This window comes from Roseibium sp. AS2 (assembly GCF_038900065.1).
Lineage (GTDB): Bacteria > Pseudomonadota > Alphaproteobacteria > Rhizobiales > Stappiaceae > Roseibium.
Genome location: NZ_JBBMQN010000011.1, coordinates 1 through 25,442 on the forward strand (window position 1 = coordinate 1; position 25,442 = coordinate 25,442).

Annotated in this window: 23 protein-coding genes; all 23 read left to right on the forward strand. The window is 60.3% G+C overall.

The genetic code is table 11. The annotated features are described in order from the left end of the window. A partial coding sequence (locus WNZ15_RS24615) for an IS3 family transposase (protein ID WP_342895695.1) occupies positions 1-282 on the forward strand: 282 nt, incomplete at its 5' end. A gap of 416 nt (positions 283-698) precedes the next feature. Continuing rightward, positions 699-1,409: a hypothetical protein gene (locus WNZ15_RS24620; RefSeq protein ID WP_342895696.1), complete on the forward strand. Its 711-nt coding sequence runs from the start codon at positions 699-701 to the stop codon at positions 1,407-1,409. A 544-nt stretch (positions 1,410-1,953) separates the two neighbouring features. After that, the gene (locus WNZ15_RS24625) at positions 1,954-2,418 is read left to right on the forward strand and encodes a hypothetical protein (protein ID WP_342895697.1); all 465 of its coding nucleotides are present in this window, start codon (positions 1,954-1,956) and stop codon (positions 2,416-2,418) included. Positions 2,419-2,557: 139 nt separating this feature from the next. Further along, complete coding sequence (locus tag WNZ15_RS24630) at positions 2,558-3,817, forward strand: ABC transporter substrate-binding protein (RefSeq protein ID WP_342895698.1); 1,260 nt, start codon at positions 2,558-2,560, stop codon at positions 3,815-3,817. Positions 3,818-3,890: 73 nt separating this feature from the next. Continuing rightward, entirely contained in the window at positions 3,891-4,919 is a 1,029-nt protein-coding gene (locus WNZ15_RS24635; protein ID WP_342895699.1) for an iron-containing alcohol dehydrogenase, read from the forward strand. Beyond that, on the forward strand, positions 4,916-6,346 hold the full coding sequence (locus tag WNZ15_RS24640) for an aldehyde dehydrogenase family protein (protein ID WP_342895700.1): 1,431 nt from the start codon (positions 4,916-4,918) through the stop codon (positions 6,344-6,346). The genes WNZ15_RS24635 and WNZ15_RS24640 overlap by 4 nt, the downstream gene beginning before the upstream one ends. A gap of 251 nt (positions 6,347-6,597) precedes the next feature. Beyond that, positions 6,598-7,419, forward strand: coding sequence for an AraC family transcriptional regulator (locus WNZ15_RS24645; protein WP_342895701.1), 822 nt, complete (start codon positions 6,598-6,600; stop codon positions 7,417-7,419). A 173-nt stretch (positions 7,420-7,592) separates the two neighbouring features. Next, positions 7,593-8,603, forward strand: coding sequence for a branched-chain amino acid ABC transporter permease (locus WNZ15_RS24650; RefSeq protein WP_342895702.1), 1,011 nt, complete (start codon positions 7,593-7,595; stop codon positions 8,601-8,603). A gap of 3 nt (positions 8,604-8,606) precedes the next feature. Beyond that, positions 8,607-9,665 carry a branched-chain amino acid ABC transporter permease gene (locus tag WNZ15_RS24655; protein ID WP_342895703.1) on the forward strand — a complete coding sequence of 353 codons (1,059 nt, stop codon included), beginning with the start codon at positions 8,607-8,609 and terminating at the stop codon, positions 9,663-9,665. Further along, positions 9,662-10,453, forward strand: coding sequence for an ABC transporter ATP-binding protein (locus WNZ15_RS24660; protein WP_342895704.1), 792 nt, complete (start codon positions 9,662-9,664; stop codon positions 10,451-10,453). The genes WNZ15_RS24655 and WNZ15_RS24660 overlap by 4 nt, the downstream gene beginning before the upstream one ends. Beyond that, a complete protein-coding gene (locus WNZ15_RS24665) occupies positions 10,446-12,602 on the forward strand; it encodes an ABC transporter permease (protein ID WP_342895705.1) in 2,157 nt (718 codons plus the stop codon). The genes WNZ15_RS24660 and WNZ15_RS24665 overlap by 8 nt, the downstream gene beginning before the upstream one ends. 3 nt (positions 12,603-12,605) lie before the next feature. Beyond that, on the forward strand, positions 12,606-13,430 hold the full coding sequence (locus WNZ15_RS24670; RefSeq protein WP_342895706.1) for a phosphoenolpyruvate hydrolase family protein: 825 nt from the start codon (positions 12,606-12,608) through the stop codon (positions 13,428-13,430). Between the two features lie 24 nt (positions 13,431-13,454). Beyond that, positions 13,455-16,658 carry a flotillin domain-containing protein gene (locus WNZ15_RS24675; RefSeq protein ID WP_342895707.1) on the forward strand — a complete coding sequence of 1,068 codons (3,204 nt, stop codon included), beginning with the start codon at positions 13,455-13,457 and terminating at the stop codon, positions 16,656-16,658. After that, a complete protein-coding gene (locus WNZ15_RS24680) occupies positions 16,658-17,095 on the forward strand; it encodes an SRPBCC family protein (protein ID WP_342895708.1) in 438 nt (145 codons plus the stop codon). Before WNZ15_RS24675 ends, WNZ15_RS24680 begins: the two co-directional genes overlap by 1 nt. Before the next feature lie 2 nt (positions 17,096-17,097). Further along, positions 17,098-17,541 (forward strand): SRPBCC family protein, encoded by a 444-nt coding sequence (locus WNZ15_RS24685; protein WP_342895709.1) that lies wholly within the window; start codon positions 17,098-17,100, stop codon positions 17,539-17,541. A gap of 1 nt (position 17,542) precedes the next feature. Next, positions 17,543-18,322 carry an FAD binding domain-containing protein gene (locus WNZ15_RS24690; RefSeq protein ID WP_342895710.1) on the forward strand — a complete coding sequence of 260 codons (780 nt, stop codon included), beginning with the start codon at positions 17,543-17,545 and terminating at the stop codon, positions 18,320-18,322. Next, the gene (locus WNZ15_RS24695) at positions 18,322-18,804 is read left to right on the forward strand and encodes a (2Fe-2S)-binding protein (protein ID WP_342895711.1); all 483 of its coding nucleotides are present in this window, start codon (positions 18,322-18,324) and stop codon (positions 18,802-18,804) included. The genes WNZ15_RS24690 and WNZ15_RS24695 overlap by 1 nt, the downstream gene beginning before the upstream one ends. After that, the gene (locus WNZ15_RS24700) at positions 18,804-20,672 is read left to right on the forward strand and encodes a molybdopterin cofactor-binding domain-containing protein (protein ID WP_342895712.1); all 1,869 of its coding nucleotides are present in this window, start codon (positions 18,804-18,806) and stop codon (positions 20,670-20,672) included. Before WNZ15_RS24695 ends, WNZ15_RS24700 begins: the two co-directional genes overlap by 1 nt. Before the next feature lies 1 nt (position 20,673). Continuing rightward, positions 20,674-21,699 carry a molybdopterin cofactor-binding domain-containing protein gene (locus tag WNZ15_RS24705; protein WP_342895713.1) on the forward strand — a complete coding sequence of 342 codons (1,026 nt, stop codon included), beginning with the start codon at positions 20,674-20,676 and terminating at the stop codon, positions 21,697-21,699. After that, positions 21,699-22,580: a MoxR family ATPase gene (locus WNZ15_RS24710; protein WP_342895714.1), complete on the forward strand. Its 882-nt coding sequence runs from the start codon at positions 21,699-21,701 to the stop codon at positions 22,578-22,580. The genes WNZ15_RS24705 and WNZ15_RS24710 overlap by 1 nt, the downstream gene beginning before the upstream one ends. After that, positions 22,577-23,674 (forward strand): VWA domain-containing protein, encoded by a 1,098-nt coding sequence (locus WNZ15_RS24715; RefSeq protein ID WP_342895715.1) that lies wholly within the window; start codon positions 22,577-22,579, stop codon positions 23,672-23,674. The genes WNZ15_RS24710 and WNZ15_RS24715 overlap by 4 nt, the downstream gene beginning before the upstream one ends. Beyond that, positions 23,671-24,546 carry an amidohydrolase family protein gene (locus WNZ15_RS24720; RefSeq protein WP_342895716.1) on the forward strand — a complete coding sequence of 292 codons (876 nt, stop codon included), beginning with the start codon at positions 23,671-23,673 and terminating at the stop codon, positions 24,544-24,546. The genes WNZ15_RS24715 and WNZ15_RS24720 overlap by 4 nt, the downstream gene beginning before the upstream one ends. Before the next feature lie 21 nt (positions 24,547-24,567). Then, on the forward strand, positions 24,568-25,416 hold the full coding sequence (locus tag WNZ15_RS24725) for an N-acyl homoserine lactonase family protein (RefSeq protein ID WP_342895717.1): 849 nt from the start codon (positions 24,568-24,570) through the stop codon (positions 25,414-25,416). Positions 25,417-25,442 lie beyond the last annotated feature (26 nt).

Sequence of the window (25,442 nt, forward strand, 5' to 3'; positions counted from 1 at the left end):
ACAAGCATGGACTGGGCTTCGTTCCTCAAGGCTCACAACCTCGAGCATTCGATGAGCCGGCGCGGGAACTGCCACGATAACGCGGTTGCCGAGAGCTTCTTCAACCTGTTGAAGCGCGAGCGGATACGGCGTCGGACCTACAAGACCCGCATCGAAGCCAGGCAGGATGTGTTCGACTACATCGAGATGTTCTACAATCCGACGCGGAAGCACGCCAGGAACGGCATGCTGTCACCCGTCGAGTTCGAACGGCGGCAGAAAATGAAAGCCGAAGGCGTCTAGAAAACGCGGGGCTATTCACATCTCGAAATTGCGCGACAATTGTTTCCATTGAGCTTCTTCAAATGGCGCATTTCGCCTTCCCGCAGATCGCGCATTTTGTGCCAACTGAAGTTGCGCGGACGTTTTCGCCGGGCCTCGGCCGAAGTGGCAGGAAACCGCCAAAAACCGCTCGATCCCACTTGATCCTGGGAAAGCCTTGATCCGCGATCCGTTCTTGCGCGTTACAGCAGGTCACTTCAAGGTCACATTTTCCGGCCCAGGCGAAAGAAAGCGGCTGCCCTACCTGAAATAGCAGATTTCGGCGAAAAATTGAACCACACAGTCTCCGGTCAGTCTGGCGCAGATCAATCTGCCTTTTTTCAGGAAAGCATACGCGCTTCATGATAGTCTTCAATCAGATTGGGGAGGAAATTATCATGATTGCGATTGTTAAATTCATAGGATTAATTAGAAATTCCGCAAAAATCTGCCTGCCACTATTTGCAGTTTTTATCCTGTTGGGTGTCACCAACATCTCTTCCGCAGATGACACACATTCAGCTGGTAAAATTTGCGACAGCTACTACGCGCTGTGCACATCCGCGCCTTGTGTGCCCGATCCGCGTGCACCTCTCACTTATGGAATTTGCACTTGCGAAGTGCGCGAGGGATTGAATTTCGGGCTGCAGACCACGTGTGATCAACGCAAACCCTTCCAGTCCATGACGGACGGGTCGACCAGTAAAGTCGATGATATCGCGGAAATCACGACAGCGGCGGCAGAACCCGTAAGCTTGAGATCAACCTATTCGTTCGGGCAGGCCGCAGATAAGTCGGTGATGCAGTGTGCGCCGGGAAGTGCGTGGACGGACTGTCTCGATGCGCGCTGCACACTCGACCCGACTGACCCGCTGAAGGCGATCTGCACCTGCAAGATCGGCACCAAGGACGGGGCCCATGCAGACCAGGATTTTGTGACCTTCGGCGGCGATTGCAACACGCTGTCCTGCGTTCCGTCTCTCTGGTCTGCTGCCACAGTGCCTTCCTTTGCGATCGGTACGGCTGCCATGACAGATGCGTTGGGGCTGCAGGAGGCTCCAGTATCGTATTGCGTGCCGGAACATAATGACGATGCCGATGCCGAGTGAGGTTATATAATCTCAGGCACCATGGGGCCCTGAACAAGCCATCCAAAGGGTTCCTGTTTGTTCAGATTGGTATAAGGCGTGTCGACTGTCTCGCATCGTCGGCGATATCGAGAAACGTGGGCGCCACGACCCTGCGGTTTTCCCGTCCCGCCGGGTTCCGATCGCAGCGGTTTCCCCGCCAGGCTCAAAAAAACCAGCGGCTCTTGTTGGGGGAGCGCATTTGTCCGGCAATCAGGTTTTTGCCTTCCTCTGACCGGCGAACATGTTCCGGGTGAGCTGCGCCCCGGAGGTCGTTGCAGCAGTCGTGCGGCACTTTTGCCGGCGTCGGTATCCGGACTGCCTTTTTCGAGCCCGGGTCACCTTGAGAGAATGACAATTGCAACAGATGCGATGCGCGGACCCTCAAACCGGGTCGCGCGGGCAGGGCCCGTCACGGGGCGACGTCACGCAATTCAGACGCTCGGTAACGTCGTAACCCCTCGTGCAATTGCCAGCCGCGTCCTGCTGCAGCACGGTGCCTTCCGTATGAAACCGGGGACAGATCATGCCCAACAACGACACAGGCCGGGAAGTCGCCTTTTTTGAAGCTTTCCGCAGGCCATCGTGGATTGTCATGATGGTCGTCCAGATGCTGTTCGGTCTTGGCCTCGCAGTGGCGTTGATCGTCAAGTATTACATGCTGATATTCGGCACGCAGAGCTGCGAAGCCGATGGAACAACACTCGGGAATGCCATCTGGTGCACCTCGACGTTGGAGATCGTCGCGCATTTTGTCATCGCGGTCGCCGGGATCCGGTTTGCCGCCTTCATGTTTTCGGACCGCCCGCGCGCGCTGCTCGCGCCGTTGTTCATCGCTCTGGTCGGCGTGCTGCTGTTGTTCCTGTCGAGCCTTTCGACAGTGACGGCGTCCTGGCCGGTGGCGGCGGTTATCCTGACGTTGCTGGCCTGCTGTTCGGCGGTTTTTGCCGCACGGCAAGTCCTGCGTTCCCGGTCTCCGGACCCCGGATAACTCCATAAAAAGAGACGCCTTGTTATGTCGGCGCACTTGGCGTGATCTGTGTTTGACCCTGTGTACGGCACCATTCGTGCCAGCCCCTGCGAGCGCCAGACAGCTTGTGGACGGCGGGAAACTTCAGGGAGGAACAGGAATGAAAAAGGCACTTTTAGGATCACTATCCATAGTGGCCGTAATGACGGCGGCTGCGACATCGGCGTTGGCCGCGGAGCCGTTGAAGGTCGGCGTGCTGGCCACCCTCGAGGGGACTTACACCGTTTTGGGAGAAGACGGCGTTCGCGGATTGAAAACCGCGCTTGCGCAAACCGATGGGACAGCCGGCGGGCGTGAAATCGAGCTGATCATCCAGTCCACCGATGCGTCGCCGGACAGTGCCCTGCGCGGCGCGCGCAAGCTGGTCGAACAGGATGGTGTCGAGCTCGTGATCGGACCGCTTTCCGGGTCGGAAGGCATCGCGATCCGCGACTATTCGAAGACCCAGCCCGGCGTCACGTTCATCAACGGGGCCTCCGGTGCGATGGAGACGACCTATGTCGATCCGTCGGAAAATTTCTTCCGCTTCAACACCGATGGATCGCAGTGGTCCGCCGGTCTTGGCGAGTATGTCTTCAATGAAAAGGGCTACAAATCGGTCGCGACGGTCGGTGAAGACTATTCCTTCATCTACACGCAGGTGTTCGGATTTGTCACGGAATTCTGCGCGGCGGGCGGCGAAATCACCGAACGGCTGTGGGTCCCGCTGGGCACCAAGGACTTCGGATCGATCATCGCGGCGCTTCCCGATGACGTCGATGCGATCTATGTCGGCCTTGGCGGCGGCGATGCCGTCAACTTCCTGAACCAGTACCAGCAGGCCGGCGGTGACGCAAACCTCATCGGCGGCTCGATCATGGTGGACGGTACGGTTCTGTCGTCCGAAGGATCGGCCAAAAAAGCCCTGATCGGAACACCGTCTTCGGGTCCGCAGGCGGATACCTGGGAGGATCCGAAGTGGCAGGCCTATGTGAAGGCGTATCAGGACACGTTCCCGGCGGACCAGCGCTTTCCCTCGCCCTCTCTCCTGGCGACCGGCTATTACAACGCAACCAATGCGATGCTGGAGTGCGTGAACACCGTCAACGGCGACCTGTCGGACGGCCAGGCGGCGTTCCGGTCCTGCCTGAGCAATCTGTCGCTGGATGCACCGAACAAGACCATCACACTTGACGGGAATCGCCAGGCGATCGGAACGAACTTCGTGTCCGAAGTGGTCGAGTTGCCGGATGGAAACCTTGCGACGAAGATGGTCAAGATGGTTGACAACGTGAACCAGACCCTGGGCCTTGACGAGGAAGCCTTCGCCGCCATCGGCTTGCCTGGCCGTGAAACGCCCGAGTGCAAGACCACTTATTGACCCCACAATCTGTCGGGCGGCACATGACTTGCCGCCCGATTTTTCTGGCCTTCCAATTCGCCGGTGAGAGCCAATGACGCTCATCACATACCCCACGCGTGTGCATTTTGCTGATGGCGTGCTTGAAGACGCGTTGTACTCCGAACTGGAGAAAGCCGGCGCAACGCACCCATTGCTGATATTTGACAGCACGTTGGTGCAGAGTGAGCTTTCCGAGCGGGTTCAGACAGGCCTGCCTTCGGCGGCGAAGCCACGGCAGTATTCCTTCGCCCGTCACCACGACCTCAGACACGCTGCCGCCCAGGCCACCGGTCTGGCACCGGACACCGATGCGATCGTGGCCTTCGGGTCGGCACGTGCAATAGAACTGGGGCGGAAATGCCGATACGCCCTGTCCCGAACGCAAACGAACCGGCCGGAACTCTATGTTGTTCCAGGTGCCGACGGCTTGCCCAATCCGTGCACGCGCAAGCTGGAAAGCTGGCGTGCAGGCCTCCCCTCCGTTCTGATCTGCGATCCGACCGTCACCCTGGATGCCGACAGTCGGCAGAGCCAGCGAACGGCGGTTCTCAGCCTGATCCGCTGTTTCGAAGCCTATCTGGCGAATGCCTACAATCCGCCCGCCGACGGCATGGCCCTGGATGGGCTGACGCGATGTGTCGTGAATTTGCCCAGGATCGGGAAACTGGCAGGCATAGACCTGCAACGGGAATTGATGGCGGCCTGCCTGAATGCCGCGTTGTCCCAGGAAAAAGGTCTTGGCCCGTCATTGACCATGTCGGCGGCACTTGCGCGTACAAATCCGGATCTGGACGAGGCGGAAATCGCGCGGCTGGTGTTGCCCGGCGTGATCCGCAAACGTGTCATGGCGCCCGAAAAGGCGGACATCCTGCTTAAAGTTCTGGGCAGACAGGAAGATGACCTGCACCAGGCAGTCGGGCGCATTCTGTCCGCCGTGCCGATGGCCGCCTCTCTCGCCGGCATGGGGATCTCCCGAACCGACCTTGATGATGCGGCGGATGCCGTCGCCACGACACAAGGTCTCGATGTGGGAAGTGCGCGGTCGGTGCTTGAATCTATTTATGAAGAGGGCGTTGGATGAAGCCGCTTTTGATCAACGGTGCCTGGGTGACGACCTCTCATGCGACCGGGAACATCAATCCCTCTGACGTGAGTGATGTCATCGATGAATACGCGCAGGCCGGTCGTTCGGAAGCGCAAGCCGCCATCGCGGCTGCGGCGGATGCCTGTGAAATGTGGAGCCGGAGCGGCCTGCAGCAACGTCACGATATCTTGCAGTGTGCGGGCCAGGAGATCCTGGCCCGGAAAGACGAACTTGGAAATCTGCTGGCGCGCGAGGAAGGCAAGATCCTGTCCGAAGCGATCGCCGAGGTCACCCGTGCCGGCCGGATCTTCCTGTTTTATGCCGGCGAAACGCTGCGGCTGCGCGGCGAGGTCATTGCCTCCGTCCGGCCTGGTGTCGGAGTTGAAGTGACGCGTGAACCCGTCGGTGTGGTCGGGATCATCGCACCATGGAATTTTCCGATTGCCATTCCAGCCTGGAAGATTGCTCCGGCGCTTTGTTATGGAAACACGGTGGTCTTCAAACCGGCAGAACTTGTGCCCGGCTGTGCATGGGCACTGGCCGACATTCTCCACAGATCGGGCGTTCCCGCGGGTGTGTTCAATCTTGTGACCGGGCCGGGGGCCGTCGTCGGGCAGACCATGCTGGAGGATGCACGCATCGACGCCATCACTTTCACCGGGAGCCAGGCAACCGGCGACCGGGTCGCCGCGGCAAGTCTGCCCCATCAGCGCAAGATCCAGCTGGAGATGGGTGGAAAGAACCCTCTGGTCATTCTGGATGATGCCGATCTGGAGATCGCCGTGCAGTGCGCTGTCGACGGCGCTTTCTTCTCGACCGGGCAACGATGCACGGCGTCCTCCAGGCTGATCGTGACCGAGCGGGTCCACGATCGGTTTGTCGGTGCGCTTGCCGAGCGTGTGTCGGCACTGAGGGTCGGCCATGCCCTGGATGCCTCATCGGACATCGGTCCCGTGGTGGATGCGGCCCAGTTGGCGCAGGACCTCGACCATATTGCCGTCGCGAGAGCGCAAGGGGGTGTGTTGCGGGCCGGGGGCGAGGTCGTGGAGCGCGAGACGAACGGGTATTTCCTTCAACCCGCACTTGTTACCGAAACCCATCCCGACATGCGCATCAACAGGGAAGAAGTCTTCGGCCCGGTCGCGTCGGTTGTCAGGGTTCGTGATTACGATGAGGCCCTGGCGGTCGCCAACGACACGGAGTTTGGCCTGTGCGCCGGAATTTGCACCACGAGTTTGAAATACTCGAGCGATTTCAAAAAGAAAGCGCAAGTCGGAATGGTCATGGTCAACTTGCCCACAGCCGGTGTCGACTATCATGTTCCGTTCGGCGGCAGCAAGCGGTCAAGCTATGGTTCGCGCGAACAGGGAAGCTATGCTGCAGAGTTTTTCACGCGTGTGAAAACGGCATACACGTCACCATGAACGCATGTTTCGGACAGTGTTTCCGCTACGACAAGTCATGAGAAGTAACCTTGAGTATGATTATTGACCCCGATGGCTTGCCAGAGTAGCGCGCCTATGTCCCGATGAAGACTGAAATTTATCGAGATGAGAACACCGAGGACTTTTTGGATGAGGGAGGAACCTGTGAGTTTGGATATGCCGAGGTAACGCAGCGCAACAATAGCGCGCCTCTGCCGGGCAGCATCATTACGGATTTGGGAGGGTCCAAAATGAGCCATGCAATCGCAGTTTGTCACGGTCAGTTTGGGCGTGCCGCACTATACCGCCTGGACAAAACCATCATTACACATGCGCATCGCGAGGGGCATCTGGTGTTCCTCGTTGACGGTCCGGCAGCGACACTTGTCAGCGACGACAAGATCTGCAAGTTGAACGCGACCCAGGCGGCGGCCGTGAGTCCCTGGGCACCGCACAGCTTCCATGAAGCCGAAGGCGGGGATCATGTCTGTCTCGTGCTCTACATCAAGCCGATGTGGTTTCTCGAAAACTCGTCCTCTGCCCAGAATGCGCTGAAATTCGGAAGGGCGGAACTGGAGGTGACCGCCGAGATTCTGGGTTTCGTCAATCATCTCACGGCGCTCCTTCTGGAAAATGAGGATCAGGGCCAGTTCGACACGTTGCTGTTCGGATTGACCAAGGCGAGTTTCGACCAGTCCTGGTCCAATATCGACAGCACGGCGCGGCTGAATGCCTTCAACCGGTTCAGCGATTTTCGTGTCCGCAGGTCCCTGCGTCTGATCCAGGAACGCATGGGCGAAGACATGGAAATGGAAAAGCTTGCCCGCAGCGTGGGCCTTTCAAGGCCGCATTTTTTCAAGCTGTTCAAACAGTACATGGGGGTGACCCCGAATGTATACATGAACACCTTGAGATCCGAACGGGCAATCGAGGAACTGCTGGGCACCGACAAGTCCGTCACGGACATCGCCTTTGATCTCGGTTTTTCGTCGCAGGCGAGTTTCACGCGGTTTTTTTCCTCGAACGTCGGCATTGCTCCAAGCGACTACCGCCGGGTTGCCCATGTGACCTGAAGGTGCTTTTCCGATGATGGGAAAACCCAGCAGACTTTGGGGTACGTGCCTTCGCCAAAACACCCGCTAGCATCACTCTCAACAAGCCCCGACTGCGGGCTGTGGGAGGAAAGAGTGCAGCAGGATTCCACAAAGGGCGAAGTGACGAATAGTCTGCGTGCGGGTCAATCCGCATGAGCCGCTTTGCAAACGCACACCCGGTCTGGACGGCCATTCTGGCGCTCGCGGTGGTGATCTTGCTGTGGCTGATCTTCGCAGTCTGGCCCGCCGGGCTGGTCGACGTGATCGGCAAAAAGAAGATCTTCCTCAGCGCGCTTTTCAACGGCATCACCCTGGGTGGTCTCTATTTCCTCGTCGCCAGTGGCTTCACGTTGATCTTCGGCTTGATGCGCAATGTGAATCTCGCCCACGGGTCGCTCTACCTGCTCGGGGGATACGTCGGGTTTCACGCCGCCGATATCACGGGATTCTGGCTCATGGCGTTTCCGGTGGCATTCATTCTTGTCGGCATCTGCGGCGTTCTCCTGCAGATCCTCGTCTTCCGCCGGATGGAAGGGCAGGACCTTCGCCAGACACTGGTGACGATCGGCATCTCCATTGTCGCGGCAGATCTGATGCTGTGGGGCTTCGGCGGAGATTTTGTCAACATCTCGCCGCCGGCATGGTTGTCCGGACCGATCGAGACACTGTTCGTGACAGGTCAAAAACGCAGCGGTGACCTGGTCTACATGAAGTATCCCCTGGTTCGCATCGTGATCTTCTTTGCGGCTGTCGCCGTGGGAATAGCCATGTGGCTTGCGCTCAACCGGACCCGTGTCGGGATGATGATCCGGGCAGGTGTGGATGATCGCGACATGTTGTCTGCAACAGGCGCGCGCATCCAGATCGTGTTTGTCGGCGTCTTTGCGCTGGGGGCCGGACTGGCCGGTGTCGCCGGTGTTGTCGGCGGCACGTTCCAGTCGGTTGCGCCAGGCGAAGACATTCGGTTTTTGCTGGCCAGTCTGGTCGTCGTCATCGTCGGCGGCATGGGGTCGATCCCGGGCGCCGCACTGGGCGCGCTTCTGATCGGTCTGGCCGAACAGTTCGGGTCGGTCTATTTCCCGACGTATGCAGTGGTCCTGACCTTCCTGATCATGGTTGTCGTGCTGGCGTTTCGCCCGCAAGGCCTGATGGGGCAGGGCTAGGCGATGGCAGACGCAACCTCGACCCTCATCGAACAACGCGGCTTCAGGTTTGAAACTGTACCGCCGGCCTATTGGGTGGTGGGCGTCGTTCTCCTGGTCCTGCCGGCTTTCGTCAGTCCGTTCGTGATGTTTCAGATCATGGGATGGACCTTCATCCTCGGCATCATTTCCCTCAGCCTGATGTTCCTGGGCGGCTATGGCGGCATGGTCAGCTTGGCGCAGATGGCGGTCGCCGGATTTGCCGGCTACATGGTCGCGATTTTCGGCGACAGCGCGATTTCCACGATCTCGCAAGGCTGGCCGTGGTGGATCGTAATCCCTCTGGCCTTGTTCCTGACGATGATCCTGTCTGCTGCCATCGGCTGGCTGGCCGTACGCACCGAAGGCATTTACACGATCATGATCACGCTCGCCATCGCCGCGGCGTTCTTCTATTTCGTCCGGCAGAACTACGACCTCTTCAATGGCTTCCAGGGTTTCAATTCCGTGCTGCCGCCGATGCTTTTCGGCGTCGACTGGCGTGGCCCGTATGCCTTCTATTATCTGACCCTTTTTTGGGCGGTCGCCGCTTATCTGCTGGTTCTTTACATCAGCCGCGCCCCTTTCGGGCTGGCGTTGCAAGGTGTCCGGGACAATCCGCGCCGGATGGCGGCGCTGGGCTACAACGTCACCGCCCACCGGGTTACAGCCTATGCTTTCGCAGGTTTGCTGGCCGGTGTCGGCGGCATCCTTCTGACGTGGCAATCCTCGCAGATTTCACCAGGTACAATCGGAATCGGCCCTGCAATCGACATCCTCGTGATTGCGGTTATCGGCGGCCTCCGGCATCCGATAGGTCCCTTCATCGGTGCGTTCATCTATGTGCTGCTGAAGACCTTCGCAGTGGATGTCCTGGTCAGCCTCGGCCTGGCCGGGGAGCGTTTCCAGCTGGTGATCGGTCTCGGGTTCCTCGTAATCGTGTTGTTCTCGCCGGACGGCATTCTCGGCCTGTGGGCCCGGTTCCGCGCAAATCGCAATCGCGACCCGCTGACCGGCAAGGATCGGGGAGACAACCCGATATGACAGATGCACTTGTCCAGAAGGGATCATCGGTGCAGGGCGGTGCCGGGTATGCCCTGGAGCTCCGCAACATCTCCAAGAAATTCGGCGCCCTGGAAGCGTTGTCTGAGGTGAATATTGTTGTGCGTCCGGGGGAGAGACGCGCGGTGCTCGGCTCCAACGGGGCGGGAAAGACAACGTTGTTCAACTGCATCACCGGGGACTTTCTGCCGACAAGCGGTGCAATCCGTTTCTTCGGAGAAGACGTCACGGTCTTTCCCGCGCAGGAGCGCATCCGGCGCGGCCTGCGCCGGACGTATCAGATCTCCCTGCTGTTCAACGGGCTCACGGTGCTCGACAATGTCTATCTGGCCTGCCGCGGTGTTTCGCGGGGAAGGTTCTCCTTCAAACGGCCGAGCAAGTCCGATGCATTGATGCAGGCGGCCGAAGAACTCGTAGCGACGGTTCATCTGACCGGTGCGCTGAACACATCGGTCAGCGACTTGTCCTACGGTCAGCAACGCCAGCTTGAAATTGCCATGGCGCTGGCCGGTGCCCCCCGGTTCATTCTTTTCGACGAACCGGCTGCCGGCCTGTCGCCGACCGAGCGAGCCGAACTCGTCAAGATCCTGACCGGCCTTCCCGGGCACGTCGGCTACATCATCATCGAGCACGACATGGACGTTGCCCTTCGGGTGAGCGAAATGGTCACGATGATGCACAACGGCCGCATCTTCAAGGAAGGCAAGCCCGCGGAAATCGAGGACGACCCGGAAGTCCAGGCACTGTATCTCGGAGGTGGCCATGAGTAGCGGCAGCGGCGCGCCCATCCTCGAGGTCAAGGACCTCAACGTCTTTTACGGGCAATCCCATGCGCTGCAAGGCGTCAACCTGACCCTCGGCAACGGTGTCCTGTCCGTTGTCGGGCGCAATGGAATGGGCAAGACGACGCTTTGTAAGGCGATCATGGGTCTGGTGCCGGTGCGCTCGGGCGCCATCAGTTTCAACGGGCACAGTCTTGCCGGACTTGGTCCGGCGGATATTGCCCGGCTGGGTATCGGCTATGTGCCTCAGGGCCGGCGGCTGTGGAAGTCCCTGACGGTTGACGAACACCTTCGGCTGGTTGCCACCAGGGGCGGTGCCTGGACACCGGAGCGGATCTACGGCGTGTTTCCCCGGCTGGCGGAGCGCAAGTCGAATGGCGGCGCGCAGTTGTCGGGTGGTGAGCAGCAGATGCTGGCGATCGGCCGGGCCTTGCTGTTGAACCCCAGACTTCTGGTCATGGATGAGCCGACCGAAGGTCTTGCGCCTGTCATCGTAAATCAGGTTGCGGAGATGTTGCTCCGGCTGGGACAGGACGGGGACATCGCTGTTCTGGTCATCGAACAGAATATCGGGGTTGCCTGCTCTGTTGCCGAACAAGTTGCCATCATGGTCAATGGCAAGGTCAATCGGGTGATGGACGCGGGGCTTCTGGCTTCCGACAAGGACCTGCAGCAGGCATTGCTGGGTGTCGGGCGTCATGCCCATGATGAGACACCGGATGACGTTTCCGATGCCGGCGTCAAGGGACCCGAACCGAAGGCACACGGCGCCAGGATCTATGTGTCAAATCCCAGGACCCCGACACGCTGGACGGCGCCCGTTCCGGTCGATGTTCTGGTGCGCTCAGCCCGCACGGTGACGGACGTCGAAGCGGCACCGCTCGCGACCACCATGACGGCGGTCACCGGTCGGACCGGAACCCTCTACGTGTGTGGAACGCTCGATACCAAGGGCGATGAATTGCGCTACATGCGCGATATCATCAAGACACAGGGTGTCCGGGTGGCGCTGGTGGACCTGTCGACCAGCGGCAAGCCGTCCGGTGCAGATATACCGCCCGCTGCGGTCGCCGGGTTTCATCCGCGCGGATCGGCTGGCGTTTTCACCGGCGACCGGGGCAGCGCCGTTGCCGGCATGACTGTCGCCTTTGAGCGCTGGATGCGTCAGCGAACCGACGTTGCCGGACTGCTGGCCGCTGGCGGGTCCGGGGCAACCGCTCTTGTTTCACCTGCCTTCCGGGTGCCGCCCGTCGGCGTGCCCAAGTTTATTGTCTCCACAGTGGCAAGTGGCAACACGGCGCAATATGTCGGCGCCTCGGACATCACCATGATGCATTCGGTGGCCGACGTTCAGGGCCTCAATTCGATCACCCGCGAAGTGCTTGGCAATGCCGCCAATGCTGTCGCGGCAATGACCAGGGCGCGCCAGAGCGCCAAGCCGGTGAACGACAAGCCAGCCATTGGCCTGACCATGTTTGGTGTCACCACGCCATGTGTTCAGCAGGTCATGTCCCAACTGGAGACCGACTATGACTGTCTGGTCTTCCATGCCACCGGCACGGGTGGCCGTGCGATGGAAAAACTTCTGTCCTCAGGCATGCTGAGCGCGGTCGTCGACATCAGTACAACCGAAGTTTGCGATCTGGTTGCGGGCGGTGTCTTTGCCGCGGACGAGACCCGGTTTGACGCGATGATTGCCAGCAGCCAGCCCTATATCGGGGCGTGCGGTGCGCTGGACATGGTCAATTTCAATGCCCCCGAAACCGTTCCGGACCACTACCGCGGCCGGCTGTTCTACGAGCACAATCCGCAAATAACGCTGATGCGCACGAGTGTTGAAGAAAACATTCAGATCGGCCGTTTCATCGGCGAGAAGCTGAACCGGATGAATGGTGTGGTCAGGTTCTTTCTGCCGGCCGGCGGCGTGTCGGCACTGGACAAGCCGGGCGGACCCTTCTGGGACCCTGCCGCCAACAAGGCGCTGTTTGAAACGCTGGAACAGACCGTCAGGACAACCGCGAACCGTCAGCTGGTCCGCGTCCCCCATCATATCAACGATCCCGAATTTGCCGAGCTCGTGATCAAGACCTTCAGGTCTTTTCACGCCCGCCCGGCACAACCTGCCAGGAAAGCCTGATCCATGTTTGACCGCGACACCTTGATGAAGAAGTTCCGCGCAATGCGCGACGCCGGTGAACCCATCATCGGCGGGGGAGCCGGCACGGGGCTGTCGGCAAAATGCGAAGAGGCCGGCGGCATCGATCTGATCGTCATCTACAATTCCGGGCGCTACCGGATGGCCGGACGCGGATCCCTTGCCGGGCTGATGCCTTACGGCGACGCCAATGCCGTCGTCATGGAAATGGCTGGTGAGGTTTTGCCGGTGGTGTCCAGAACCCCCGTCCTTGCCGGCGTATGTGCGTCCGACCCGTTTCGGCTGATGGACAGGTTTCTGGATCAGGTGAAGGACGCCGGGTTCAGCGGTGTGCAGAATTTTCCGACGGTCGGACTGATCGACGGCACCTTCCGGGCCAATCTGGAAGAGACCGGCATGTCCTATCAGCTGGAAGTCGACATGATTGCGGCTGCCCACAAGAAGGGCCTGCTGACCACACCGTATGTTTTCTGCGAGGCAGATGCTGCGGCGATGGCCAGGGCCGGTGCCGACATCATTGTTGTTCATCTGGGGCTGACCACAGGCGGCTCCATTGGCGCGGAAACAGGGTGCACGCTCGAGCAGGCTCCGGCGCTGACCGATGCCTGGGCGAAAGCGGCCCTCGACGTGAACCCCGATGCGATTGTTCTCGTGCACGGCGGGCCGGTCGCGATGCCGGAGGACGCGCAATTCGTTCTCAAGAACACCCGGTACTGCCACGGGTTTTACGGGGCGTCGTCGATGGAGCGGCTGCCGACCGAAATTGCGCTTACCGAGCAAACAAGAAAATTCAAAGCGATCAACCGTTAAGTCGGCTTGGCGGGAGGAAAACACATGACCGGCGAACTCATTGGACAACTGATCTTGTGGCTCATCATGGCCGTGATCGTCATTTTCATCCTCTATTGGGTGATGAACTGGCTCTATCGCAGATCCACCAAGGAAATCGCTTTCGTTAGAACAGGTTTCCTGGGCGAAAAGGTCGTGATCGACGGGGGCGCATTCGTCTGGCCGATCGTTCATGACATCACGCCGGTGAACATGAATTCCATGGACCTTCATGCGGTCCGCGAGAAATCCGATGCCCTGATAACCAAGGACCGGATGCGGATCGATGTCGAGGCGTCCTTTTATGTCCGGGTCGCCCAGTCGAAAAAGGGCGTGACGCTTGCCGCGTCCACCCTGGGCCGGCGCACCCTCGAGCCCGAGCGGATCCACCAGCTTCTTTCCGGCAAGTTCATCTCGGCGCTGCGCTCGGTTGCCGCTGAAATGACGATGGAAGAGTTGCACGAGCAGCGGGGCGAATATGTAAACCGCGTGATTGCGATGGCGCAGGAAGGCCTCGACAAGAACGGCCTTGAACTTGAAAGCGTCGCGATTCTGGATCTGGACCAGACAGATATCGAGTTCTTCAATCCGTCCAACCGGTTTGATGCCGAGGGTCTGACGTTCGTCGTCGAAGCCATCGAAGCCCGCCGGAAACTGCGCAACGACATTGAACAAAATACAATGCTGCAGATCCGCTCGCGCAATCTGGAAGCCGAAAAAGAAACCCTGAATATCGAGCGTGAGAGTGAAACCGCACGTTTGGAACAGGAACGCGAGATCGAATTCAGACGGGCGCAGCAGCGCGCCGAACTGGCTCGCGAGCGCTCCGAACGGGAAAAGGAAGCTGAACAGGCAACCCTGCTCAGCCGCGAGGCAATCGAGACCGCCCGGATCGCAAACGACGAACAGATCGCCGAGGCGCGGATAGCCTCCGAGCGAACCATTCGCCAACAGGAAATCGAACGGACCCGGGTGATTGACGAAGCGGAGATCACTGCACGCGAGAAGATCGAAACCGCGCGGATCAATCAGGAAAAGGTACTGACTCAGACGCGGATTGCCACCACCCAGGACACCGATTCCGCAGATATCGCGGCAAGGGAAACCATAGAAAAAGCGCGCATCGCCCAGGAACGGATCATCACCGAAGCACGCATTGCGAAGGACCTGGACACCCAGCGCCAGGAGATCGAGCGCAAAAGGACGATTGACGCCGCTGAAATTTCCGCGCGTGAAACAACCGAACGGGCGCGTATCGCGCAGGAAGAAAGCGTGACAGAGGCTCGTATCTTGCTGGAACGGAGCACACGAGAACGCGAAATTGCGCGCAATCTGGCTGTCGAACAAGCTGAAATCGCTGCCCGGGAAGCTTCGGAAAAACTGCGGATTGCGCAGGAGCGCACCATCAATGCCGAGCGCATCAGCTCCGACAAGGAAACAAAGACCCTTGAAATTGCACGCCGCGAAGTGCTGGACGCCGCCCAGATCGAAGCGGACCAGGCGATCGAAGCGGCCCGCATCGCGCGTGAGAAGGTCATTGCCGCGGAACGCATTGCTTCCGAACAGGCGACAAGGTCCCTCGAGATCATGCAGCGTCAGACCCTGGATACCGCCGAAATAGCGGCAATGGAAGCCACCGCAAAGGAGCGGATTTCCCAGGAAGAACGCGTCCGCCAGTCTGAAATCTCCCGCAATCAGGCAATAGATCAGGCCGAGATCGCCAGCAGGGAGCTTGTCGAGAAGGCACGCATTGCCACGGAAGCGCGAACCGCGGTCGAGCGGATCGAAAACGAAGAACGTACCAAAGAGCGGGACATCGCCCGCGAACAGGCCATTGCCTTCGCCGACACGGCACAGAAAGAGGCGGTCGAAGCCAAGCGGATTGCCAAGGAGAAGAAACTGGCGGCAGAGCGCATTGCCTTTGAACAGGACATGCGTGAGCGTGAGATCGCCAGAAACCGCGCTGTGGATGTCGCCAATGTCGCGGCTCAGGAAGTCGTGAAGTCTGCCAAGATCAGCGAAGCCACGCGCATCCGTGCTGCCGAGATTGCCAGAGATGCGGAAGTGCGCAGCCGCGAGATCGAGAAGGCAGAGGCAACTGAAGCCGCTGAAATCTCAAGCCGCCGCTTGCTTGATCAGCAGCGGATCGAGAAAGAGGCCGAGACCACGGTCGAAAAAATTGCCCGCGACGAAAAGATCCGCAATCTCGAAATCGCCCGCAACAAGGCGCTGGACGCCGCGCAGATTGCCTCCGATGAAGCGATCGAGGCTGCAAGAGTCGCCAAACAGCGGACTGTCGATGCAGAGAAGATCCTAGCGGAGCAGTTGATCGACACCAAGAAACTGGAACGCAAGAAGGCACTGGAACAGCTGGAAATCGCCCGGGTTCAGGTTCTTCGCGAAGCCGAGATCGCCAGCCGCGAAGAAGTCGAACGCGCCCAGATTGCTTCCGAACGGGGTCTGGACGACGCGCGTATCGGCCACCAGACCGAGCGGCGCCGTCTGGAAATCGAGCGGGAGAAGGTTGTCGAGGAAATCGGGATGGAAAAGGCGATCGCTCTTTATCGCAAGTCACTGGACAAGAGCGCTGCTGCCGTGGAGGCCGAAAACGCCCGTGCACGCGCTGTTGCCGCTGCCGAGCAGGCAACGACGGCCGGCGAGACGGAAATCGCGCTCCGGGCCAAGACTGTCGGGATCACCACGGCAGAGCTTGAGGCGGAGCGGAAGCGGATTGCGGCGGAGGCCGAGAAGGTCCGGGCAGCGGTCGAGGCCGAAGCTGCAAGGCTCATCAACGAAGCCGAGAACGTTCTTACGGACGAAGCGCGTCATTCTCTCTTCAAACGCAAGCTCCTGGAGCATGTCGAAGGCATTGTGGCCGCCTCCGCCAAGCCGCTTGAGAAGATCAACGACATCAAGATCATGCAGCTCGGCGGCTCGGGTACCAGAGGGTTCGAGTGGGCAGCTGACGGCAACGGATCCGGCAACGGTTCGGGCGGCGGTGGAGGTGGCGGCAGCAGCAGCCCCACCGACGAAGTGATGAACTCCGCACTGCGCTACCGCGTTCAGGCACCCATGGTCGACAGCCTGCTGAACGACATCGGTATCGACGGCAGCAACATCGCGAAATCGACGATCTTTCGCGATGCCAGCGACATGACCCGCGCAGCTTCTGAAATCAAACGCACCCAGGGTGCGAAGGAAAACAAATAATGGCCCGGGTATTTGTTTCATCTGTGATCAATGCGTCGGCGACGGACGTCTGGGCGCGGATACGCGACTTCAACGGAATGCCGAAGTGGCATCCACGTATCCGCGACAGCCGGATCGAGGACGCTTTTCCAAGCGACAAGATCAGTTGTATTCGCAATTTCCATTTGCAAAGCGGCGACATGATCCGTGAGCAGCTTGTTGGCATGTCCGACTATGACCTCTTCTACAGCTACACCATGCTCGAAGGACCGATGCCGCTCACGGATTACATCGCGACGATCCGGTTGACCCCCGTTACCGATGGCGACCGCTGTTTTGCCGAATGGTCCGCAGAGTTCAACTGCGATCCGGACAAGGAAGCGGACCTGGTCAGCGGGATCGCGACCAACGTGTTCCAGGGCGGGTTTGATGCGCTCAAAAGGCACTTTGGGGGCTGATCGTGGTCAAGGTGGTTCGCAGCACGATACTCAAGGCCCCGATCGAGGCCGTCTGGGAGATCTTGCGGGATTTCAATGGTCATGACCGGTGGCATCCGGCCGTGGCCTCCAGTCAGATCGAGCGGTCCCGGGAGGCTGACCGGATCGGCTGCATCCGTCGGTTCAAACTGACCGATGGTGCAGAGCTGCGGGAACAGCTTCTGGCGCTGTCGGATGCCGATACCGCCTACACCTATTGCCTGCTCGATACGCCGATCCCGCTTCTGAATTACGTCAGCCACGTGCAGCTCATCCCGGTCACGGATCTCGATCACACGTTCTGGCGTTGTGAGGGGTCATTCGATGCGCCCGCCGCCCGGTGCGAGGACCTCGTGCAGATGGTTGCCAGAGACATTTATGACGCCGGCTTTGGAGCAATCCGGGCCGAATTGGGCCTGGAGGGCTAGGATGTTATCGGTCGAGACCTATCAAACGATAACGGAGGCTGCCGGCGCGCTGGGAGACCGAAGCCAGTACATCGCAGGCGGAACGCTGGTGATGCGTGCCGTGACCTACGGCGACCAGAGTTTTGACCGGATTGTCCGGGTTCGCCAGACAGACAGGAACATCGGCAACGATGCGGCCGGTTTGAGGATCGGGGCTGGCGCCACGATGTCCGATATTCTGGCATCCGGAGATGCCGAGGTGCTGCATCCGGTCGCGCGTCTTGTGGGTGGGCCGGCCCTGCGCAACATGGCGACAATCGGCGGCAATCTGTTTGCGCCCAATCCTTACGGCGATATCACCGTGGCGCTTCTGGCACTCGATGCGCAGGTCGTCATGGCCAACGGCCAGTCGCTTCCGGTCGAAAGTTTCCTGTCGGGACGCGATCAGCTGCGCGGTCTTGTTGCAGCCGTAACGGTGCCGCGGATCGAGCCCGGCAGCTTCCTGTTCAGCAAGGTCAGCCGGGTCAAGCCGAAGGGCGTTTCGGTGATGTCGATTGCCGTGTCTTCCCGGCGCGGCGATCCGAGGGTGGTGTTTGGCAACATGGGCCCGCTGCCGACGCGCGCCCGGGCCGCTGAACGCGCTCTGGCACAGGGCAGCGATGCGAACGCGATTGCCGCTGCCTGTGCGGTCTGCACGGAAGGTCTGGCACCTGTCGACGACGCTCTGGCCTCAAGCTGGTATCGGCGCGAAGTCGCCCCGGTCCACTTGAGACGGTTGCTGCAAAACGGAGGACGGGTCTGATGCCCAAAGCGCCGGTTACATTCATACTCAACGATGCCGAGGCAGCACTCTTCGTCGATGCCGGGGCACCGTTGATTGACGTCCTGCGGCGAGGTGTGGGCGATCTGACCCCCAAACACGGTTGCGGTCAGGGAACCTGCGGCGCCTGCACGGTCCTGATCGACGGGAAAGCCCACTTGTCGTGTTTGACACTGGCTGAAACCGTCGAGGGCAAGCGGGTCGATACAACGGCAGGCCTGGCCGGCGGCCCGCAACTGCATGCCCTGCAAGACGCCTTCATAGAGGGCTTCGCGGCACAATGCGGGTTCTGCACGTCCGGCATGCTGATGGCTGCCAAGGCTTTGCTGGACGCAAGTCCGGATCCGTCGCGCGCCGAGGTCATCGAGGCCATTTCGGGCAATCTGTGCCGTTGCACAGGCTATGAACCGATTGTCAATGCGATTCTGACGGCAGCGGCACGAACGCAGCGGAGGGCTGTGTAATGTCCAGCATTGAATTTCGCAAAGACCTGTTTGCCGACGAGCGGGACGACAACCTCAAGGAAATCGGCAAGCCAACCGTTCGTCAGGACATTCTGGGTCACGTCACGGGCCGCACGCCCTATTATGACGACCATCTGTTTGACGGCATGTTGCACATGCGGGCGGTACGCTCGCCGCATCATCATGCCGAGATCCGGTCCATCGACACGTCGGCCGCCGAACGCATGCCGGGCGTTCGCCGGGTTGCGACGGCCAGGGATGTGCCAAACAACCTGAACACCCTGTTGTCCCTGATCAATTTCGGCCGTGACGATGAACCGCTGTGCGCCCATGACAAGGTTCGCTACCGCGGCGAAGCCGTCGCCTGGGTGATTGCCGATACCGAACGCCAGGCACGCGATGCGGTCGCGGCGGTTCGGGTCGACTATTCGGTATTGCGGCATGTCCTGGATGTGGAGGAAGCACTCGCGCCCGGCGCACCGGTCGTCAACGAGGTCTATCCCAACAATTCATTCGATTACCACGCGAAATACGATCACCAGAAACTCCGTTTTGGCGATGTGAACGCCGCCTTCGCGCGTGCCGACCATGTCATCGAGGCAGAGTACCAGATGTCGCCCATCGAACAGGCGCCTATCGAGACCTGCGGTGCGATCGCGGCACCGGAAACCAACGACCGGTTTGTCTGTCATACCAACACCCAGGCACTGTTTTTCTCACTTGGAACAACCGCAAAGCTGCTCGATATGGCGTCCAGCCGGCTGCATTTCATCGGTGGTACCGCCGGCGGCGGCTTTGGCGGTAAGGTCGATTCAATCGTCGAGCCGACGGCCGTTCTCGGTGCGGTTCTGACCGGCCGCCCGGTCAAGTTTGCCTGGGACCGCCATGAGGAGATGCAGGTTGGAGCGCCACGCGGTGGTGAACGCTGGCGGCTGAAGGATGGAGTGATGCACGACGGGCGGATCATCGCCCGGGAATTCACCGGTTTCTTCGACAGCGGTGCCTATATGCGCCTGTCGCCTTACGCGATCATCAAAGGTACCGGGCATTTGCCCGGCCCCTATTCAATTCCGAACGTGGCTTCCAACGTCTATTGCTGCATTACCAACCGGACACCTGCGACCGCCATGCGTGGTTTCGGGATCACGGCTGTCGATTTTGCGATCGAGTGCCAGATGGACCGAATTGCCGAGGCCGTCGGCATGAACCCTGTCGAACTGCGGATTCTCAACGCCTATCGCGACGGCGACATGAAAGCCCATCGGCGCAAGGCCAAGAACACGGCATTGATTGAATGCTGTCAGGTGGCTGCGAGCAAGGCCAACTGGCCGATCTCGGCGTCGGCGGCAAGCCAGTCGTCGCTTGCAGGAGGCGGGCAGGGCGACCGCGGTGCCATCCCCGAAAGCGCGACCGACGAAGAAGGCCGGATCGGTGATCGTCGCCAGGGCAAGGTTGCCACGACGTCGCCGAGCAAGTCCGCCAGCGGCCGTGTTCCGGCCGGAACACATACAGAAGCCATCGTCGGGGCGCCGGTGCAGAACCCGGACATGCAGATCGATGCAGAACGTATCGGTCACAGGATGGGGGCAGCGCCGACTGCGTCAACGACGTCGTCAACTCCGGCAACACCGACAAGTGCAGCCCCGCCGGCGCTTGCGCCAGGCCAGCCTGTTGCGCCTCCGGCGCCACCGTCTGTCCCGGTACCGCCCGGCGTAGCACCGCCAAGCGCGGCTTCTCCGGTTGCGCCGCAACAACCTGCAGCGCCGCCCCCGGTCACCCCGGCACCATATGAGCCGGCGCAGCCATTCAATCGGGGCGTCAAGCGCCCCGGCAGCTCGCCCTTCACCTCTGGTTTCAGGAGACGCTGAGATGGCAGTTCACAAAGGCCGCGGCTTCGCCTGCATCAACTACCCGATTGGCATGAACCTTGGCGGTGACCCAAGCCAGGCGCTGGTTCATTCGACACCGGATGGCAAGTTCATGGTGTCACTGAGTTCGATAGATCTGGGCCAGGGCATGAAGTCGGTCACCCGCCAGATCGCGGCGGAAACCCTGGGTGTTCCGGTGGCAGATGTCTATGTCGATACGGCAGACAGCGATACCGGACCGCATTGCATGGGGTCCTTTGCGTCACGCGGCACCCACAGGGTCGGCAACGCCGTCATCCGGGCCGCCGCGGAGGCCCGCAAACAGATGATGGAAGCGGCTGCCGAAGAACTGGAAGTCAATGCAAGCGATCTGGATACCGACGGGGCAGGGAACATCCACGTCAAAGGCGCGCCGTCCAGAAAGATCACGGTGGCCGAAACGGCGATTGCCGCGCAATTCAAACAGGGGCGCACATTGTCCGGTCGCGGGATCTTCCTGATCCCGCCGTCGCAGGCCAATCCCGAAACCGGGGAAATGACCCCGGTGACCTGTTTTGCCCATGCGGCGCTGGTGATTGATCTCGAGGTTGATGACGAGACCGGTGAGGTCACGGTGCAGCAGATCAATTCAGCCTATGAAGTGGGACGTGCGCTCAATCCGAAGCTGGTCGAACAGCAATTGATTGGCGGCGCGTGGATGGGGGTCAGTCATGCCCTTTATGAAACCACGGAGCCCTATTATCCCGATCGTGATCATGGCCCGGATGACTTCAACAGCTATTTGATGCCGGGGCCGGGCGAGATCGTGCCGCATGATATTGCCGTTCTGGAACGGCCGGCCGAAGACGCGCCTTTTGGCGGCAAGGGTCCGGGGGAGATGTGTGCAAACCCGGTGCTGCCGGCGATCGCCAATGCGATCTACAACGCCATAGGTGTGCGTTGTGACTATTTGCCGATCACACCGGAAAAGGTTCTCAAGGGACTTCAGGCCAATGGCGGCGCCCGGCCACAAGGAGTGCGCTCCTAGTGGTTGTCCGGCCCACCATAGCGGGGATTTCCGATCCGTCCGGCCTCAAGAAGGCACTGGTCGACGCGCAGTATCTCGCTGATGACGCTTTGTCGACGGCGGCCTATCTGTCGCTGGCGCTCGGCAAACCCTTGCTCCTCGAAGGCGCGCCGGGCGTCGGCAAGACGGAGGCCGCCAAGGCCCTGGGCGGCGTGCTCGGTCGCAGGGTGGTACGTCTGCAGTGTTTCGAAGGCATCGATTCCGCCGCGGCTCTCTACGAGTGGAATTATCCGAGGCAAATGCTGGCGATCCGGCAGGCCGGGGACGGTTACATAAATCTCTACGCAGAAGAATACCTGCTTGCGCGTCCGCTGCTGGAGGTGTTGCGTGACCCGGCCGGATCATTGCTGCTGATCGACGAGATCGACCGCGCGGATCACGAATTCGAAGCGTTCCTGCTCGAGTTTCTGTCGGACTTCAGCATTTCCATTCCGGAAACCGGAACGGTGAGGGCCGTTCAGGCTCCTGTGGTCGTGCTGACCTCAAACCGGACACGTGACCTCCATGAAGCCTTGCGCCGGCGGTGTGTCTATCACTGGATCGATTATCCGGATGCCGCACTTGAAGCCAGCATCGTCATGGCGCGTGCCTCAACGGTGGCGGAAGCGACTGCGCGGGCCGTGGTCGCCTCGGTTGGCCATTTGCGGACGGAGCCTCTGGCCAAACCTCCGGGTGTGGCCGAGACCGTCGAATGGGCAGAAGCCGCGACGCTCTTGAATGCGCAAGGTGTGCGTTGGCCGGAAGCCTTCAGGCGGTCCATCGGTGTGGCGCTGAAGGACCACGACGATCTGACCTATCTGGCCGACCGCCTGACGGCCATCCTGCCGGGAGAAGCGGCGTGACCCTGCCAAGCGCGCTGGACCCGTTTTTGCGTTTTGCGCAAGCCCTGCGCCGGGCCGGTTTTGCCGTTTCGCCCGATCAGACAACGGATTTCATTGCCGCCATCGGCCTGCTGGGTCCGCGCGACATGACCGATATTCACCGCGCCGGGCGCGCCCTGTTTGCGATCCCGCCCGAGCGGCTTGCCGAGTATGACGCGCTTTTCCGCGCGGTGTTTCTGGATCAGGTCCTTCAGGCACCGGCCGAGGGGGACGAAGAGGATGAGGTGGAGGCATTCGAGCCGACGACCGAAAGCCGGGTGATCGAGGCGGCTGAGGAGGACAGCGAGGTCGGCGCGGAGGCAACGGTGGAAGAACGGCTGGGGCAACGCCCTCTGCAGGAAAGCCGCGAAGAGGCATTGCGGCGGCTCTTGAGAGACGCCCCGGCCCTGCTGCCGCGGCGCCGGTCCTATCGGCGCAGGACCGCCAAATCCGGAGACCGCATCGATATGCGCCGGTCGCTGCGAGATGCTGCAAGGCGCGATGGCGAGGTGCTGCGCCTGTTCCAGTCCCGGCGCAAGACGCGGCAAAGACGGGTTGTGCTGCTGATCGATGTTTCCGGGTCGATGAAAGACCGCTCCGAAGCATTGCTGCAACTGGCGCATGCGGTCGTGCAGGCAGCCGACGCGGTCGAGGTCTTTACGCTCGGGACCCGGCTGACACGGATCACCCGGGCGCTGCGGCCGGCCGATAGCGGGCAGGCATTGGCGCGCACCGCCCACGCGGTTGCCGATTTTGACGGCGGCACCCGGATCGGCGATGCCCTGTCGGCGTTCCTGTCCGTTCCCCGCTATGCGGGTTTTGCGCGCGGCGCTTCGGTCATGGTGCTCTCGGACGGTCTGGAGCGCGGTGAACCTGACGAGATGATCGGCGCCGTCCGCAAGTTGTCGCGCATCGCCTGGCGCCTCGACTGGTTGTCACCGCTCGCCGAAGACCCCGACTACCAGCCGGTCACATCCGGATTGGCCGGTGTGCTGCCGGTTCTCGACTTTCTTGGCAATGGTGCCAGCACCGCAGCCGTTACCGACCACATTTTAACAATGGCGAGGCGCACATGATCGACGCACACCATCATATCTGGTTGCAGAAGGATCTGCCCTGGCTTCTGGGCCCGGAGCAGCCCCGGATTTTCGGTCCTTACCGAGCGATCATGCGGGACTACAGCCTTCACGAATACCGTGCGGATCTGGCAGGCACGGAGATCACGAAATCCGTCTACGTCCAGGCCAACTGGGCACCGAACTGGTTCGAGGACGAGGTGGCCTGGGTGCAGGAACAGGCAGACAGTTACGGCACCATCGCGGGCATCGTCGGGTATGCGGATTTTACCGGTCGGGACGTGACGGGCCAACTGGATCGGCTGAAGAAATACCCGCTGATGCGCGGCATCCGGCAACAGTTCCACTGGCACGAAAACCCGCTCTACCGGTTTGCACAGGACCCGGATCTGTGCCGCGACGCTCAGGTCCGGAAGAATGTCACCAGGCTCGCCGATTATGGCTGGAGTTTCGATCTGCAGGTGTTTTCCAGCCAGATGGAAGGAGCCGCCGAACTGGCAAGATCCTGTCCGGACGTGACCTTCATCCTTCAGCATGCGGGCATGAAGGAGGACACCAGTGCTGCCGGCCACAAGATCTGGAAGGACGGCATGAAGAGGCTGGCGGACTGTCCGAATGTCGTCAGCAAGTTGTCGGCCTTCGGCACGTTCATTCACAAGAACGATCCGGAATTCATCGCGCAGATGGTGACCGACACCGAAAAGATCTTTGGTGCCGACCGCTGCATGTTCGGATCGAACTATCCGATCGAAAAACTCTGGACCAGCTACACCGAGCTTTTCCATGCCTTTCAGGATGCAGCGAGCACCCTGTCCAAAAAGAAACAATCCGCAATCTTCAATGATACCGCAGCCCGGGTTTACCGGCTGTAACGTTTAACGGGAGGAGCCGATATGGCCTTGCAAATTCACGTGCTCGACTATGGTGATATCGAGCTTGAAACGAGCTTTCTGGTCCTGGGACATGAATGTGGGCGGACGCGGCGCGTCCCGGTCTACGGGTTTCTCATCCTGGGCGGGGAGTATCCGGTGCTGGTCGATACCGGTTACCGGGACAACGCCATCATGGAAAGCCTGGGGATGCGCGGGTTGCAGTTCCACGACAACATGATCGAGAACCAGCTGGCGAAACATGGACTGAAGCTTGGCGATATTCGCTACATACTGCACACCCATCTGCACATCGACCATGCGGGCAAGGACGATCTCTTCCCGATGAACACCACCGTGGTGATCAACCGCAAGGAAATGGAATTTTCGGTCTCCGGCATCATGTTTCCGCAATATCCGAAGCCGGACATCAAACACCTTGTCGACCGGATCTATGAACCGGAAGCGATGCAGTTTCTGGATCTCGACATTACCGGCGCCGAGGAGATCATCCCGGGTGTCTGGTGTGAAGCCGCGGGTGCCCACACTGAAGGCAGCATGAATGTGATTGTTGAAACATCCGAAGGCCTTGCCTGCATTTGCGGCGATGTCATCTATGATTTCAACGATCAGATCGTCAATCACGTGATGACCAACAACTGGAAAGAACCGCGTGTGACCGGCAATCACTCCCAGAGCAAACGGGAAGAGAAGGGGGCCATCAAGAAACTCCTGAACAATTATACCTTCCTGCTGCCGATCCATGACCGGCCAGCGAAGATTGAACGGCAAAAGGTGGTTGGCCGGCTCGGCATGCAGGTTCCGGGGCCCATGACCGAAACCGTCCCGAACCGACCCTGGTTTCCTGTTTGAGGCAATTCCGGCCGACAGGCGTCGGC